The 14,849-nt window shown below is 60.1% G+C and carries 13 protein-coding genes and 2 pseudogenes; 12 read left to right on the top strand and 3 right to left on the bottom strand.

The window, feature by feature from the left end:
• The first annotated feature begins 24 nt into the window (after positions 1-24).
• Together ACP6KB_RS25955 and ACP6KB_RS25950 are read left to right on the top strand one after the other, a co-directional pair.
• Positions 25-1,035 carry a class 1 fructose-bisphosphatase gene (locus tag ACP6KB_RS25955; RefSeq protein WP_403042320.1) on the top strand — a complete coding sequence of 337 codons (1,011 nt, stop codon included), beginning with the start codon at positions 25-27 and terminating at the stop codon, positions 1,033-1,035.
• 3 nt (positions 1,036-1,038) lie between these two features.
• Positions 1,039-1,635 (top strand): DUF924 family protein, encoded by a 597-nt coding sequence (locus ACP6KB_RS25950; RefSeq protein ID WP_442110442.1) that lies wholly within the window; start codon positions 1,039-1,041, stop codon positions 1,633-1,635.
• Between the two features lie 87 nt (positions 1,636-1,722).
• On the opposite strand, the gene ACP6KB_RS25945 is transcribed toward ACP6KB_RS25950, so the two are convergent.
• A complete protein-coding gene (locus ACP6KB_RS25945; RefSeq protein ID WP_442114386.1) occupies positions 1,723-2,448 on the bottom strand; it encodes a methyl-accepting chemotaxis protein in 726 nt (241 codons plus the stop codon).
• Between the two features lie 129 nt (positions 2,449-2,577).
• Positions 2,578-3,615, bottom strand: a pseudogene (locus tag ACP6KB_RS25940) (HAMP domain-containing protein); the annotation flags it as partial.
• Between the two features lie 234 nt (positions 3,616-3,849).
• Here ACP6KB_RS25940 and bamE point away from each other — a divergent pair.
• From bamE to ACP6KB_RS25920, 4 genes and pseudogenes are all read left to right on the top strand, one after another.
• Complete coding sequence (gene bamE / locus ACP6KB_RS25935) at positions 3,850-4,104, top strand: outer membrane protein assembly factor BamE domain-containing protein (RefSeq protein WP_442110440.1); 255 nt, start codon at positions 3,850-3,852, stop codon at positions 4,102-4,104.
• On the top strand, positions 4,104-4,682 hold the full coding sequence (locus ACP6KB_RS25930) for a lipocalin family protein (protein WP_442110438.1): 579 nt from the start codon (positions 4,104-4,106) through the stop codon (positions 4,680-4,682). The genes bamE and ACP6KB_RS25930 overlap by 1 nt, the downstream gene beginning before the upstream one ends.
• Positions 4,683-4,844: 162 nt before the next feature.
• A pseudogene (locus ACP6KB_RS25925) lies at positions 4,845-4,925 on the top strand (type VI secretion system tube protein Hcp); the annotation flags it as partial.
• Between the two features lie 443 nt (positions 4,926-5,368).
• Positions 5,369-5,653, top strand: a complete 285-nt coding sequence (locus ACP6KB_RS25920; protein WP_442110436.1) for a hypothetical protein — start codon at positions 5,369-5,371, stop codon at positions 5,651-5,653.
• A 106-nt stretch (positions 5,654-5,759) separates the two neighbouring features.
• Here ACP6KB_RS25920 and ACP6KB_RS25915 read toward each other — a convergent pair whose 3' ends face one another.
• A complete protein-coding gene (locus ACP6KB_RS25915) occupies positions 5,760-7,124 on the bottom strand; it encodes a formimidoylglutamate deiminase (RefSeq protein ID WP_442110434.1) in 1,365 nt (454 codons plus the stop codon).
• A gap of 141 nt (positions 7,125-7,265) precedes the next feature.
• Here ACP6KB_RS25915 and hutC point away from each other — a divergent pair, with 141 nt between their 5' ends.
• The 6 genes from hutC to hutI all read left to right on the top strand — a co-directional run bounded on the left by hutC (position 7,266) and on the right by hutI (position 14,849).
• The gene (hutC, locus tag ACP6KB_RS25910) at positions 7,266-7,976 is read left to right on the top strand and encodes a histidine utilization repressor (RefSeq protein ID WP_442114385.1); all 711 of its coding nucleotides are present in this window, start codon (positions 7,266-7,268) and stop codon (positions 7,974-7,976) included.
• Positions 7,973-8,545 (top strand): HutD/Ves family protein, encoded by a 573-nt coding sequence (locus ACP6KB_RS25905; RefSeq protein WP_442110432.1) that lies wholly within the window; start codon positions 7,973-7,975, stop codon positions 8,543-8,545. Before hutC ends, ACP6KB_RS25905 begins: the two co-directional genes overlap by 4 nt.
• Before the next feature lie 287 nt (positions 8,546-8,832).
• On the top strand, positions 8,833-10,512 hold the full coding sequence (gene hutU / locus ACP6KB_RS25900) for a urocanate hydratase (RefSeq protein WP_442110430.1): 1,680 nt from the start codon (positions 8,833-8,835) through the stop codon (positions 10,510-10,512).
• Positions 10,513-10,579: 67 nt separating this feature from the next.
• Positions 10,580-12,112 carry a histidine ammonia-lyase gene (gene hutH / locus ACP6KB_RS25895; protein WP_442110428.1) on the top strand — a complete coding sequence of 511 codons (1,533 nt, stop codon included), beginning with the start codon at positions 10,580-10,582 and terminating at the stop codon, positions 12,110-12,112.
• A 106-nt stretch (positions 12,113-12,218) separates the two neighbouring features.
• Positions 12,219-13,628 carry an amino acid permease gene (locus ACP6KB_RS25890; RefSeq protein ID WP_442110426.1) on the top strand — a complete coding sequence of 470 codons (1,410 nt, stop codon included), beginning with the start codon at positions 12,219-12,221 and terminating at the stop codon, positions 13,626-13,628.
• A gap of 15 nt (positions 13,629-13,643) precedes the next feature.
• Positions 13,644-14,849 carry an imidazolonepropionase gene (gene hutI / locus ACP6KB_RS25885; RefSeq protein ID WP_442110424.1) on the top strand — a complete coding sequence of 402 codons (1,206 nt, stop codon included), beginning with the start codon at positions 13,644-13,646 and terminating at the stop codon, positions 14,847-14,849.

Here is a 14,849-nt window from a genome sequence, read left to right as displayed (position 1 = left end):
TACCCCCTTCCTTCGGAGCCTTACATGTCCCGCGTTACCCTGAGTCGCTATTTGATTGAGCAGACCCGCAGCAACAGTACCCCTGCCGATCTGCGCTTCCTGATCGAAGTGGTGGCGCGTGCGTGCAAGGAGATCAGCCACAACGTTTCCAAGGGCGCCCTGGGCGGCGTTCTGGGCAGCATGGGCACGGAAAACGTGCAGGGCGAAGTGCAGAAGAAGCTGGACGTGATCTCCAACGACATCCTGCTCGAAGCCAACGAGTGGGGCGGTCACCTGGCCGGCATGGCGTCCGAAGAAATGGACAACGCCTACCAGATCCCGGGCAAATACCCGAAAGGTGCCTACCTGCTGGTATTCGACCCGCTGGACGGTTCGTCGAACATCGACGTCAACGTCTCGGTCGGTACCATCTTCTCGGTACTGCGTTGCCCTAACGAATACCTGAGCCAGAACGAAAGCCTCAACGAACAGGCCTTCCTGCAGCCGGGCACCAAGCAGGTAGCTGCCGGTTACGCGATCTACGGCCCGCAAACCATGCTGATCCTGACCCTGGGCAACGGCGTCAAAGGTTTCACCCTGGACCGCGAGCTGGGCAGCTTCGTGCTGACCCACGAGAACATCAAGGTGCCGGAAACCACCGCAGAGTTCGCCATCAACATGTCCAACCAGCGTCACTGGGAAGCCCCGGTCAAGCGTTACGTTGGCGAGTTGCTCGAAGGCGAGACCGGCCCGCTGAAAAAGAACTACAACATGCGCTGGATCGCCTCGATGGTTGCCGACGTGCACCGCATCCTGACCCGTGGCGGCCTGTTCATGTACCCACGCGATGCCCGTGAGCCTTCCAAGCCAGGCAAACTGCGCCTGATGTACGAAGCCAACCCGATGTCCTTCATCATCGAACAGGCCGGCGGTGCTTCCACCGACGGCACTCAGCGCATCCTCGACATCCAGCCTGAGAGCCTGCACCAGCGTGTGGCGGTGTTCCTCGGTTCCAAACAGGAAGTCGAGCGCGTTACCGGTTATCACCAGGAGTAAGTCATGCTCGCACCTTGGCAGCCGTTACTGGAGTGGTGGTTCGGATGGGGCACCAGCCCTCAGAGCGTCGCTGACGAGAAGAAGACCCTGTGGTTCGGCAAGCACCACGATGCCGAAGCGCAGGAGCGCTTCGGCGATCTGGTCGAGCACGCCCTGGCTGGCGGCCTGGATGAGTGGCAGCAAAGCCCGCAAGGCTGGCTGGGGCTGATCCTGCTGCTGGACCAACTGCCGCGCATGATCTACCGCGACACGCCGCGCGCCTTCGAGGGTGACCGGCGTGCCCAGGTGGTGGTCATGCAGGGGCTGCAGAAGGATTGGGACTATCAGCTGCTGCCGATTCAGCGGGTGTTTGTCCTGCTGGTGCTGGAGCATGCCGAAGTGCTGGATTGGCAGAACGCCAGTGTCGAGCGTTCCCGGATGCTGCTCGATGCCCAACCTGAGTGTGACCGGGAGCTGTTCGAAGGGTTTCTCGACTATGCCGAACAGCATCAGCGCGTGATTGCCCGCTTCGGCCGCTTCCCGCACCGCAATCTGGTTTTGAATCGGCCTAGTACCGATGAGGAAATGGATTTTCTGTTGGAGCCTGGGTCGCGGTTCTGAGTTGAATGCGATCGCGGGGCAAGCCCGCTCCCACAAAGGTGATCCACTAACCTGTGGGAGCGGGCTTGCCCCGCGATCAATCTCACATCAAATCCTGAAACTACCCACCAGATGCTTCAACCGGCTGGCCTGATTCTCCAGGTCATTGCAGGCACGCAATGTCGCTTGCAGGTTTTCCACCCCTTCCTGATTGAGCATGTTGATCTCGGTAATGTCGACATTGATCGACTCGACCACGGCTGTCTGCTCTTCAGTGGCGGTGGCGACCGACTGGTTCATGCCATCGATCTCGCCAATGCGCTGGGTCACGCTGCCCAGCCGCTCACCCGCCTGATTGGCAATACCGACGCTGTGCTGGCTGTGGCTCTGGCTTTCGGTCATGGTGCTGACCGCCACTTGCGCGCCCGCCTGTAGCTCTTCGATGATGCGCTGCACCTGTTGCGCCGAGTCCTGAGTACGGTGGGCCAGGTTACGCACTTCATCGGCAACCACGGCAAAACCGCGTCCGGCTTCACCGGCGCGTGCGGCTTCGATGGCGGCATTGAGGGCCAGCAGGTTGGTCTGCTGCGAGATACCGCTGATCACTTCCAGAATCTGGCCGATGTTCACCGTGTTGGCATTGAGCGTTTCGATGTTGCCGCACGAGTCGCTGATGCGGTTCGACAGCTGGTGCATGACCTCGATGGTTTGCTCAACCACCTGCTGACCTTCTTCTGCCAGCGAGCGCGCATCACTTGAATGCTGCGAAGCAAGGGCGGCGTTCTGGGCGATTTCCTGGGCGGCGGCGCCCAGCTCGTTGATCGCCGCAGCCACACTGCTGGTACGGCTGGCTTGCTGGTCGGCGTTATGGATCGAAGCGTTCGAGGCGCTGATCACGCGTAGGGCGACTTCATTGACCTGGCCAGTGGCCGAAGACACTTCTCGAATCGACTCATGGATGCGTTCGACAAAGCGGTTGAACGATTGCCCGAGGCTGCCGAATTCATCCTGGCCGTGAATGCGCAGACGGCGGGTGAGGTCGCCTTCGCCTTCTGCGATGTCCTGCATGGCTCGGCCCATCGCGTGCAGCGGCTCCATCAGCACGCGGATCAACACGCCGAGCAAGGCAATGATGATCAGCACCGCAATCACCGTGGCGACAATCGCCGAAGTGCGCAGCTCGCTGAGCATGGCAAAGGCAAAGTCCTGATCGAGCACCAGGGCGACATACCAGTCGGCCGAGGGTACGCCGTTGACCTTGGTGAAGGTGATGAACTGCTGCTGACCGTTTTGCTCAGCCTCCTTCAGGCCTTTGCCAATCTGCGGGGTGTTGTGTGGATAGGCTTCGCTGAGGTCTTTGAGCACCAGCTTGGCATCGGGATGCACGAGGATTTTGCCGTCACCGTTAACGATGAAGGCCTGGCCATGACCGTCGAAGTTCAGGGCGTTGATGATCGCGCTGATGCTGTCCAGATCGGTGTCGGCGCCGCTCACGCCGATCAGTTGGCCCTGATGCAGCACAGGCGTTGCCAGGGTGATGACCAGTTTTTGTGCGGAGGCTGAAATGTACGGCTCGGTAATGATGGTCTGGCCTGCGCTGCTGGCGGCCTTGTACCAACCGCGTACGCGGGGGTCGTAGTCGGCGGGGCGGCTGCCCAGCGGCACCGACTGCATGTAGCCATCCTGGCCGCCAAAGTAGGTGAGGAGGAAATTGCTGCCGTACACCGGAAAGTTGAGACTGCGCGTCAGGGTGTCTTTGCTGGCGCCTTCAACCGCCAGTTGCTGGGACAGCGACTGCAGGATTTGCACGCGGCTTTGCAGCCAGGTCTGGATGTTGCTGCTGGTCAGGCTGCCGAGCTCCTGCATCGAGGCTTCGGTGTTGTTGCGTAAGGTCTGGCGCTGGCGGTAATCGTTGAACAGGACAAAGCAGGTAAAGGCAACAGCGACCACCAGGGCGGCGGCCAGCAGGATTTTGTGGCTGAACTTCAGGTTTTTTGTCATTGCGAGGTCTATCTGCACACGGCGGGTCAACGGGGAGGGCGCGGCAAAACGTCGCAGCGCCTTTCTGTGTCGTCCGTTGCTGGAAAAAGATTAACCGCCAATCGCGCTATACGACCAAAGGTAGGCAAATGGCTACAGGAAAGCGCCGGGGCTTGGGAACCACAGGCGGTTTTGCCCTTCTAAGCTGTCAGTAGGCCACCGCGCCTATGCCCTCATGTCCAGGAGTGACCTTTCATGTCGTTGCGTTCCCTCGCCCTGCTGTCCTTGTGCGTGTTTCTGACTGCGTGCAACAAGATCAATCAGGAAAACTATTCACAGCTCAAATCGGGTATGACCAAGGCCGAGGTCGAAAAGCTGCTCGGCGCCCCTAAGGATTGTTCTGGCGCATTGGGTATGTCCAGCTGCACCTGGGGTGACGAAAAGACCTTCATCAGCGTGCAGTACGCTGCTGACAAGGTGCTGATGTACTCGGGGCAGGGGCTCAAATAATGAAACCGGTGTATCTGCTGCTGGCCCTGTGTGCTGGCCTGATTCTAGGGGGCTGCGCATCAAATTCGGGGACGGGGCCGATACCGCCTAAGACGGTCGCCAATGTCGACCTCAAGCGTTACCAGGGCAAGTGGTTCGAGCTGGCGCGCTTGCCGATGTTTTTCCAGCGTGACTGCGCCCAGTCCGAAGCGCATTACAACCTGCGGCCGGACGGTTCGGTGGGTGTGCTCAATCGTTGCGTGACCCTGGACGGCGAGTGGCAGGAAGCCAGTGGTACCGCCACGGCGCAATTGCCGGGCAAAACCGACAAGCTCTGGGTGGAGTTCGACAACTGGTTCTCGAAAGTGCTGCCCGGCGTCGCTAAAGGTGAATACTGGGTGCTCTATATCGGCGACGACTACCAGACCGCACTGGTCGGCAACCCGGATCGCAAGTACTTGTGGATACTGTCGCGCACGCCAAACGTTCCGGCCTGGCAGCGCGAGAGCTTGCTGGCCAAGGCGCGGCAGCAGGGGTATGACACCACCCGTTTGATCTGGCGGGTGTCGGATACCGATATCGCTGTACATAAGCCTTGATGGCCTGATCGCGGGGCAAGCCCGCTCCCACCGCATCGGTAGGAGCGGGCTTGCCCCGCGACGCTCAAATACCCGCTCCTGTAACAATTATCGGAAGCGCCCTACATATCTCTTGGTGCCTGCCCGCTAGGCCTCGCTCTCTGACCACAGGGAGTAATGCGCATGGCGAGCTACGGTTACATGACCATCACCGGTAAGACGCAAGGTCTTATCTCTGCAGGCTGTTCAGCTCAGGATGAGATAACTAGGTGACGCTATTTCTTTATCTGGCCTTTCTTGTTTTTGGAATTTGGCTAGGCCGATTTTTTAAGGGCTTTTTTACTGGTCCCGATCTAGGCTATTCAGGAGCAGTTTTTGTATTTTATTAAATTGTCTTTTGGGGGCGGTTCATCTGGGGATCGTAACGCACGAAAGATTGCTGTTTTTTGGTGATATATCCAGCTGGGTTGATGAATATCCACTTGTTGGTTTTCCAGCGCTAATTGGTGTAGTTGCGCATGCGACTTTCATCCCTAAAAAGACTGAGCGCTTCCAGGATGGTTGAAATCAGTTGGGAGGTGGTTGATTGTACGATCCGCTTATGCCGTACGTGTGCCTTGGGCACACAAGAAAAGTACTGCACCATCGAGCTTGAAGGCTTTAGTGTGTCGGTGTATACAAGAGGGGCTGGATAACTGAAGCTTCTGTTGTACTTGATTTTGCTCATTGCCGGGCTTTGTCTTGGTCGTCACTTCAAGAGAGCTTTCACAGGTCCGGATTTGGGTTTTACGGGTATTTTCTTTTGTTTTTTGTTTAATGGATTTTTTATCGCGCTGCATTTGGATGTTGTCACATATGAAAAGATATTTTTCGTTGGTGACGTATCCAACAGTGTCGATGAATATCCACTTGTTCTTTGGTTGGTGATAATTGCTGCAGTTGCTCAAGCGACACTTATCCCAAAAAAGACTGAGCGCTTGCAGGGTGATTGAATCTATTGAACTTATCAGCCTCTTTTGTCAGAAGCTTAATTGAATGAAAAGCAAAGTACGACCCTAATGCCTTGCCCTTTGCCGAGAGCAAGGCATTTCTTGTGCCTCAGCTCAATACTGTCTTCAGAACGCCGGCAAACGCCTGCGCACTTTCTTCTTCTTGGGCATGCCGCCCGTGGCGCACCACCCACTGGCCATTGACCATCACATCCCGCACCTGACGATCGCTTCCGGCGAACAACCAGCGATTGAGAATGCCATCCTCGCTTGCAGTCGCCAGATACGGATCGGCGCCATCAAGCACCAGCCAGTCCGCCCGTTTGCCCACGGCCAGTTCACCAATCGGCTGTCCCAGCGCCTGCGCGCCGCCACTTAACGCGGCGTCATACAAGGTCCGTCCAACCATCGGCTGATCGCCGCGATACAGACGATTGCGGCGCTGGTCACGTAGGCGCTGGCCATACTCCAGCCAGCGTAGTTCTTCGACCACGCTCAGCGATACATGACTATCGGAACCGATTCCCAGGCGTCCGCCCTGGGCCAGGTAGTCCACTGCCGGGAAGATGCCGTCGCCAAGGTTCGCTTCGGTGGTCAGGCACAGGCCGGCGACGGCGCCGCTGCGGGCCATCAGCTCGACTTCGTCGGGTTCGGCGTGGGTGGCGTGGACCAGGCACCAGCGCTGATCAACCTCGGTGTTCTCGTACAGCCATTGCAGCGGCCGACGCCCACTCCAGGCCAGGCAGTCGTCGACTTCCTTCTGTTGCTCGGCGATGTGGATATGCACTGGGCAGGCCTTGTCGCTGGCCTCCAGCACCTGGGCAATCTGCTCTGGGGTTACCGCGCGCAGGGAGTGGAAGCACAGGCCCAGCGCCTGGGCAGGCTGCTTCGCCAGGTGCGGCGCCAGCCGCGCTTGCAGGTTCAGGTACTGTTCGGTGCTGTTGATAAAGCGTCGCTGCCCGTCGTTTGGTGCCTGCCCGCCAAAGCCGGAGTGGCTGTACAGCACCGGCAGCAAGGTCAGGCCGATGCCGCTGGCGCTGGCCGCCTGGCTGATACGCAGCGACAACTCGGCCGGGTCGGCATAGGCCTGGCCATGGCTGTCATGGTGCACGTAGTGAAACTCGGCAACGGAGGTGTAGCCGGCCTTGAGCATCTCGATGTACAGCTGGCGGGCGATGACCTGCAATTGCTCGGGGCTGATCTTGCCGACCAGGCGGTACATCAGTTCGCGCCAGGTCCAGAAGCTGTCGTTAGGGTTGCCCGCGACTTCTGCCAACCCGGCCATCGCCCGCTGGAAGGCATGCGAGTGGAGGTTGGGCATGCCCGGCAGCAACGGACCAGCCAGCCGTTCGGCGCCTTCTGCCTGGGCGTCAGGCTGGATACGGCTGAGCAAACCATCGGCACCGACCTCGATTCGGACGTTTTCGGCCCAGCCCGTAGGCAGCAGAGCGCGCTCGGCAAAGAAGACGGACATCGGTGCAACACCTCATTGTGATTATTTGTATATACATATACAGACGTTTGCCTGCTGGGTAAACTCCGGCAAGCTACGTTCATTCAACCGAACAAGGATATTTCCGTGCCGACACCTCCTGTCTCCGCGCTGGTTGCCCAGATGGGCGAGGGGCCGGCGCCACTGTATGCCCGGGTCAAGCAGATGATTGCCCAGCAGATCCAGAACGGTAGCTGGCCGCCGCATCACCGCGTGCCGTCGGAAAGTGAGCTGGTCAGTGAATTGGGCTTCAGCCGCATGACCATCAACCGCGCCTTGCGTGAACTCACCGCCGAAGGGCTGCTGGTGCGTATGCAAGGCGTTGGTACCTTTGTGGCCGAGCCCAAGACCCGCTCAGCGCTGTTTGAAGTCAACAACATCGCCGACGAAATCGCCGCCCGTGGCCATCAGCACACCTGCAAGGTGATCACCCTGGCCGAGGAAGCGGCGGGCTCCGAGCGCGCCCTGGCCCTGGACATGCGAGAGGGCCAGCGGGTGTTTCACTCGCTGATCGTGCACTACGAGAACGGTATTGCCGTGCAGATCGAAGACCGCTTCGTCAACGCACAGATCGCCCCGGATTACCTCAAGCAGGACTTCACCCGGCAGACGCCCTACGCGTACCTGTCGCAGGTCGCACCGCTGACCGAGGGTGAGCACGTGGTCGAAGCGATCCTCGCCGAGCCGGAGGAGTGCCGTTTGTTGCAGATCGAACCGAGCGAGCCGTGCTTGCTGATTCGCCGTCGTACCTGGTCGGGGCGTCAGCCGGTGACTGCCGCTCGTCTGATTCACCCCGGTTCCCGTCACCGTCTGGAAGGACGCTTCAGTAAATGAGCCAGTTGCAGGTTTTACGCGCCAAAGATTACCCCCGCATGCCGTGGAAAAACGGTGGCGGCAGTACCGAAGAGATTGCCCGCGACGCAGGCGAAGGCCTGGAAGGCTTCGGCTGGCGGCTGTCGATTGCCGATATCGCCGAATCGGGTGGCTTTTCCAGTTTTGCCGGGTATCAGCGCATCATCACCGTGCTCGAAGGTGAGGGCATGCGTTTGCACGTCGATGGCCAGGCCACCCGGCCGCTGCAGCCGTTCGATGCGTTTGCCTTCGGTGGCGAAAGCCAGGTCAGCTGTACCTTGCTCGGCGGTTCGATCCGCGACTTCAACCTGATCTATTCGCCCGAGCGTTACCGCGCCCGTTTGCAGTGGCTCGATGGCAGCCAGCGGGTATTCAGTTCTGCTTCGACGCTGTTGTTGTTTGCTGCTGCGGCCCATGTGGAGGTGGCACTGAACGGTGAACAGCCGCTGCAGCTTGGTCGTTACGACTGCTTGCAGCTTGAAGCCAACGCCACCTTGCAAACCTTGAACGTGCAAGGCCGTTGCTGCCTGATCGAACTCATCGCTCAGTGAAATAGTTATGCCTCGGCCGAGCAAATCGGCTGAGGCTGACCCGAGGTGGTGCAACGCCACTGGTCGGTTTTGCTGCACGGCTTATCCCTTGAGAAATTTTTTTCATCGCCATTCCCGCGCGTTGCGGCGCTCTGCTGCCTGCGTTCCAGCCGGTTCCAGGGGGATGGCGGTGAGTTGGTTTTTCAATTGCCTATGCTTGTACATACAAGTAAATATGTGTTTGTATAAGCATCATCACACACCCAATGCCTGGGTTGGTTTGAACTGATCGCTTAGGAGCCGTTTCCGTGACCGACAATAAATCCAATAAATTCCGTGACGTTGAAATCCGCGCTGCACGTGGCAACACGCTCACCGCCAAGAGCTGGCTGACTGAAGCGCCGCTGCGCATGCTGATGAACAACCTCGATCCGGAAGTGGCCGAAAACCCGAAAGAGCTGGTGGTTTACGGTGGTATTGGCCGTGCCGCGCGTAACTGGGAGTGCTACGACAAGATCGTCGAGAGCCTGACCAACCTTAACGAAGACGAGACCCTGCTGGTGCAATCGGGCAAGCCGGTCGGCGTGTTCAAGACCCACGCCAACGCGCCGCGTGTGCTGATCGCCAACTCCAACCTGGTACCGCACTGGGCCAACTGGGAACACTTCAACGAACTGGATGCCAAGGGCCTGGCCATGTACGGCCAGATGACCGCTGGCAGCTGGATCTACATCGGCAGCCAGGGCATCGTTCAAGGCACTTACGAAACCTTCGTAGAAGCTGGCCGCCAGCATTACAACGGCAGCCTCAAGGGCAAGTGGGTGCTGACCGCTGGCCTCGGTGGCATGGGCGGCGCCCAGCCGCTGGCCGCAACCCTGGCCGGTGCCTGCTCGCTGAACATCGAGTGCCAGCAGAGCCGTATCGACTTCCGCCTGAGCAGCCGTTATGTCGACGAACAGGCCAAGGATCTGGATGACGCCCTGGCCCGCATCGCCAAATACACCGCCGAAGGCAAAGCCATCTCCGTCGCCCTGCTGGGTAACGCTGCAGAAGTGCTGCCTGAGCTGATCAAGCGCGGTGTGCGTCCGGACATGGTCACCGACCAGACCAGCGCCCACGACCCACTCAATGGTTACCTGCCCGCCGGCTGGACCTGGGAGCAGTATCGCGACCGCGCCCAGACCGAACCTGCTGCCGTGGTCAAAGCCGCCAAGCAATCCATGGCCGTGCACGTTCAAGCCATGCTCGAATTCCAGAAGCAAGGCGTGCCGACCTTCGACTATGGCAACAACATCCGTCAGATGGCCAAGGAGGAGGGTGTAAGCAATGCCTTCGACTTCCCAGGCTTCGTCCCAGCGTACATCCGTCCGCTGTTCTGCCGCGGTATTGGTCCGTTCCGCTGGGCGGCGCTGTCGGGTAATGCCGAAGACATCTACAAGACCGACGCCAAGGTCAAGGAACTGATCCCGGACGACGCGCACCTGCACAACTGGCTGGACATGGCCCGCGAGCGCATCAGTTTCCAGGGCCTGCCAGCGCGTATCTGCTGGGTAGGCCTGGGCCTGCGTGCCAAGCTCGGCCTGGCATTCAACGAAATGGTACGCAGCGGCGAGCTGTCGGCACCGATCGTGATTGGCCGCGACCACCTCGACTCCGGCTCGGTATCGAGCCCTAACCGTGAAACCGAATCCATGCGTGATGGCTCCGACGCCGTCTCCGACTGGCCGCTGCTCAACGCCTTGCTCAACACCGCCAGCGGCGCCACCTGGGTCTCGCTGCACCACGGTGGTGGCGTGGGCATGGGCTTCTCCCAGCACTCGGGCATGGTCATCGTCTGCGACGGTACCGACGAGGCGGCTGCACGTATCGCTCGCGTCCTGACCAACGACCCGGCCACCGGTGTTATGCGTCACGCCGATGCCGGTTACCAGATCGCCATCGACTGTGCCAAGGAACAAGGTTTGAACCTGCCGATGATCACAGGCTGATCTGCGCCAAATGGTTGATACTGATAACTATGCAGGCCATAGCGCCTCACGAGTACGGAGCATTAACGTGACTGAATTGACCCTGAAGCCTGGCACCTTGACCCTGGCTCAGCTGCGTGCGATCTACCAGCAGCCAGTAACCCTCAAGCTGGATGCCAGCGCCGATCAGCAGATCGATGACAGCGTGGCCTGTGTCGAGCAAATTCTTGCGGAAAACCGCACCGCCTACGGCATCAACACCGGTTTCGGTCTGCTGGCATCGACCCGCATCGCCAGCCACGACCTGGAAAACCTGCAGCGTTCGCTGGTGCTGTCGCACGCCGCTGGCGTGGGACAGCCGCTCGACGATGCCCTGGTGCGCCTGATCATGGTGCTCAAGATCAACAGCCTCAGCCGTGGTTTCTCCGGTATTCGCCGCAAAGTCATCGACGCGCTGATCACCCTGGTCAATGCCGAGGTTTACCCGCACATTCCGCTGAAAGGCTCGGTGGGCGCGTCCGGCGACCTGGCACCGCTGGCGCACATGTCGCTGGTGTTGCTGGGTGAAGGCAAGGCACGCCACAACGGCCAGTGGCTGCCTGCCACCGAAGCCCTGGCGGTCGCTGGCCTTGAGCCGCTGACCCTGGCGGCCAAGGAAGGGCTGGCGCTGCTCAACGGCACCCAGGCCTCGACTGCTTATGCGTTGCGCGGCCTGTTCGAAGGTGAGGACCTGTTCGCAGCAGCCACTTCGATTGGTGCTCTGACGGTTGAAGCGGTGCTTGGCTCGCGCTCGCCGTTCGATGCCCGTATCCACGCCGCCCGTGGTCAGCGTGGTCAGATCGACGCCGCGGCCTGCTATCGCGACTTGCTCGGCGACGGCAGCGAGGTGTCCGCCTCGCACCAGAACTGCGGCAAGGTTCAAGACCCGTACTCGCTGCGCTGCCAGCCGCAAGTCATGGGCGCCTGCCTGACGCAACTGCGCCAGGCTGCCGAAGTGCTGGGGATCGAGGCCAACGCGGTGTCCGACAACCCGCTGGTGTTCGCCAACGAAGGTGATGTGATTTCCGGGGGTAACTTCCATGCTGAGCCAGTAGCCATGGCCGCCGACAACATCGCCCTGGCCATTGCCGAAATCGGCTCGCTCAGCGAACGCCGCATCTCGCTGATGATGGACAAGCACATGTCCCAGCTGCCGCCGTTCCTGGTGGCCAATGGTGGGGTCAACTCCGGCTTCATGATTGCCCAGGTGACCGCTGCGGCACTGGCCAGTGAGAACAAGGCACTGGCCCACCCGCACAGCGTCGACAGCCTGCCGACTTCGGCCAACCAGGAAGACCATGTGTCGATGGCGCCGGCTGCTGGTAAGCGTCTGTGGGAAATGGCTGAGAACACCCGTGGCGTAGTTGCTGTGGAATGGTTGGCGGCGGCTCAGGGGTTGGACCTGCGTGAAGGTCTGAAAACCTCGGTGAAGCTTGAGCAGGCGCGCCAGACGCTGCGTGGCAAAGTGGCGTTCTACGAGAAAGACCGTTTCTTTGCCCCTGACATCGAGGCGGCAATCGCCTTGCTGGCTGAAGGCACACTGACCGGTCTGCTGCCGGCCAAGGTGCTGCCTAGCCTGTAATTCAGCCTATCGCGGGGCAAGCCCGCTCCCACAGATTGTCTGCAGTGGGAGCGGGCTTGCCCCGCGATCATTCCCCTCACGACCAGAACAACAATAAGGACGTGACATGCAACAAGCAGAAGGGCTCAAACGTGGCCTGACGGCCCGTCATATTCGTTTTATGGCGCTCGGCTCGGCGATCGGTACCGGGCTGTTTTATGGTTCTGCCTCGGCCATTCAGATGGCTGGTCCGGCAGTCTTGCTGGCCTACCTGATCGGTGGCGCCGCCGTCTTCATGGTGATGCGCGCACTGGGCGAAATGGCTGTGCACAATCCCGTCTCCGGCTCATTTGGCAGCTATGCCAGCACCTACCTGGGGCCGATGTCCGGGTTCATCCTCGGCTGGACCTATGCCTTTGAGATGATCATCGTCTGCCTCGCTGACGTCACGGCATTCGGCATCTACATGGGCTTCTGGTTTCCGGAAGTCGCACGCTGGATCTGGGTGTTGGGCATCGTCTTCGTGATTGGCGGCCTGAATCTGTGCAACGTCAAAGTGTTCGGCGAAATGGAGTTCTGGCTGTCGCTGCTCAAGGTCGGCGCCATCGTCGCGATGATCCTCGCCGGTTTCGGCATCATGATCTTTGGCCTGAACAACGCCAGTGCTGAAAACGCGGTAGGTGTCAGCAACCTGTTCGCCCATGGCGGCTTCATGCCCAACGGTATTGCGGGCCTGATCGCCTCGTTTGCCGTGGTGATGTTCGCCTTTGGCGGCATCGAGATCATTGGCATCACCGCCGGTGAAGCCAAAGACCCGCAACGTGTACTGCCCAAAGCGATCAACGCAGTACCGATGCGTATTCTGTTGTTCTACGTGCTCACCCTGTTCGTGCTGATGTGCCTGTACCCATGGCCGCAGATTGGTAGCCAGGGCAGCCCGTTCGTACAGATTTTCAACAACCTGGGCATTGGCTCGGCGGCAACGGTGTTGAACATCGTGGTGATCTCGGCGGCGGTGTCGGCGATCAACAGCGATATCTTCGGTGCCGGGCGAATGATGTACGGCCTGGCCCAGCAAGGGCATGCACCAAAAGGTTTCGCCAAGATCTCGCGCCACGGTGTGCCGTGGATGACCGTACTGGTCATGGGCGCGGCGTTGCTCGGTGGCGTGGTGCTCAATTACCTGATTCCGGAAAACGTGTTCCTGCTGATCGCTTCGATCGCCACCTTCGCGACGGTCTGGGTCTGGCTGATGATCCTGCTCACCCAGGTTGCCATGCGCCGCAGCATGACGCCTGAGCAAGTTGCCGAACTCAAGTTCCCGGTACCGTTCTGGCCGTACGGGCCGGCGGCGGCGATTGCCTTCATGCTGTTTGTGTTCGGCGTGCTCGGTTATTTTCCGGATACTCAGGCGGCGCTGCTGGTTGGCCTGGTCTGGGTGCTGTTCCTGGTTGCGTCCTACCTGCTGTGGTGCAAGCCGCGGGCAGCGAAGAATGCAGCATTGGTGGCCCAGGATCCGTCTCAACTTCAACGCTAAAAACGGAGCGATTGCATGAAAACCCTCTGGCAGCACTGCCATGTGGCGAGCATGGCCCAAGGCACTTACTCGATCATCGAGGATGCGGCGATTGTCACCCGTGGCGGTCACATCGAATGGATCGGACCGCGCGCGTCGCTGCCGACCCTGAACGCTGACAGAACCGTGGACCTGGGCGGCGCCTGGGTCACGCCGGGGCTGATTGATTGTCACACCCACGCGGTCTTCGGTGGCAATCGTAGCGGCGAATTCGAGCAGCGCTTGCAGGGGGTCAGCTATGCCGAAATCGCCGCACAAGGCGGTGGTATTGCCAGCACCGTACGTGCCACCCGTGCGGCGAGCGAAGATGAGCTGTTGGCCAGCGCTCGCCAGCGGGTGCAGGCATTGATGCGCGATGGCGTGACCACCGTGGAGATCAAGTCTGGCTATGGCCTGGATCTGGCCAACGAGCGCAAGATGCTCAAGGTGATTCGTCGTCTGGGTGAGGAGTTGCCGCTGACCGTACGCAGCACCTGCCTGGCGGCCCATGCCTTGCCGCCGGAATACAAGGATCGGGCGGACGATTACATCAGCCACATCTGCGATGACATGCTCCCGGCCCTGGCCGCTGAGGGGCTGGTCGATGCGGTGGATGCCTTCTGTGAATACCTGGCCTTTTCTCCGGCACAGGTCGAGCGCGTGTTCATCAAGGCTCAGCAACTGCAGCTTGCGGTGAAGTTGCATGCCGAACAGCTGTCGTCGCTGCACGGATCGAGCTTGGCGGCGCGCTATCAGGCGCTGTCGGCGGATCACCTGGAGTTCATGACCGAAGACGATGCCATCGCCATGGCCAAATCCGGTACTGTCGCGGTCTTGCTGCCAGGCGCTTTCTATTTCCTGCGCGAAACCCAACTGCCGCCGATGGATGCCTTGCGCAAGCATGGGGTGAAGATTGCGATTGCCAGCGACTTGAACCCGGGCACCTCGCCGGCCCTGTCGCTGCGCTTGATGATGAACATGGCCTGTACCCTGTTCCGCATGACGCCGGAAGAAGCCCTGGCCGGCGTCACCACGCATGCGGCAACGGCGTTGGGGCTGGGCCACAGCCATGGTTCGCTGGAGGTCGGCAAGGTCGCCGACTTTGTCGCCTGGCAGATCGAGCGTCCGGCAGACCTGTGCTACTGGCTGGGCGGTGACCTGCCCAAGCGGGTGGTGCGCCTGGGCCGTGAAATTTTCAATTGA

The sequence above is a fragment of the Pseudomonas sp. NUPR-001 genome (assembly GCF_052147955.1).
In the GTDB taxonomy this organism is placed as follows: domain Bacteria; phylum Pseudomonadota; class Gammaproteobacteria; order Pseudomonadales; family Pseudomonadaceae; genus Aquipseudomonas.
The sequence above is the reverse complement of the archived record's forward strand: the minus strand, read 5'-3'. Positions and strand labels throughout refer to the sequence as shown.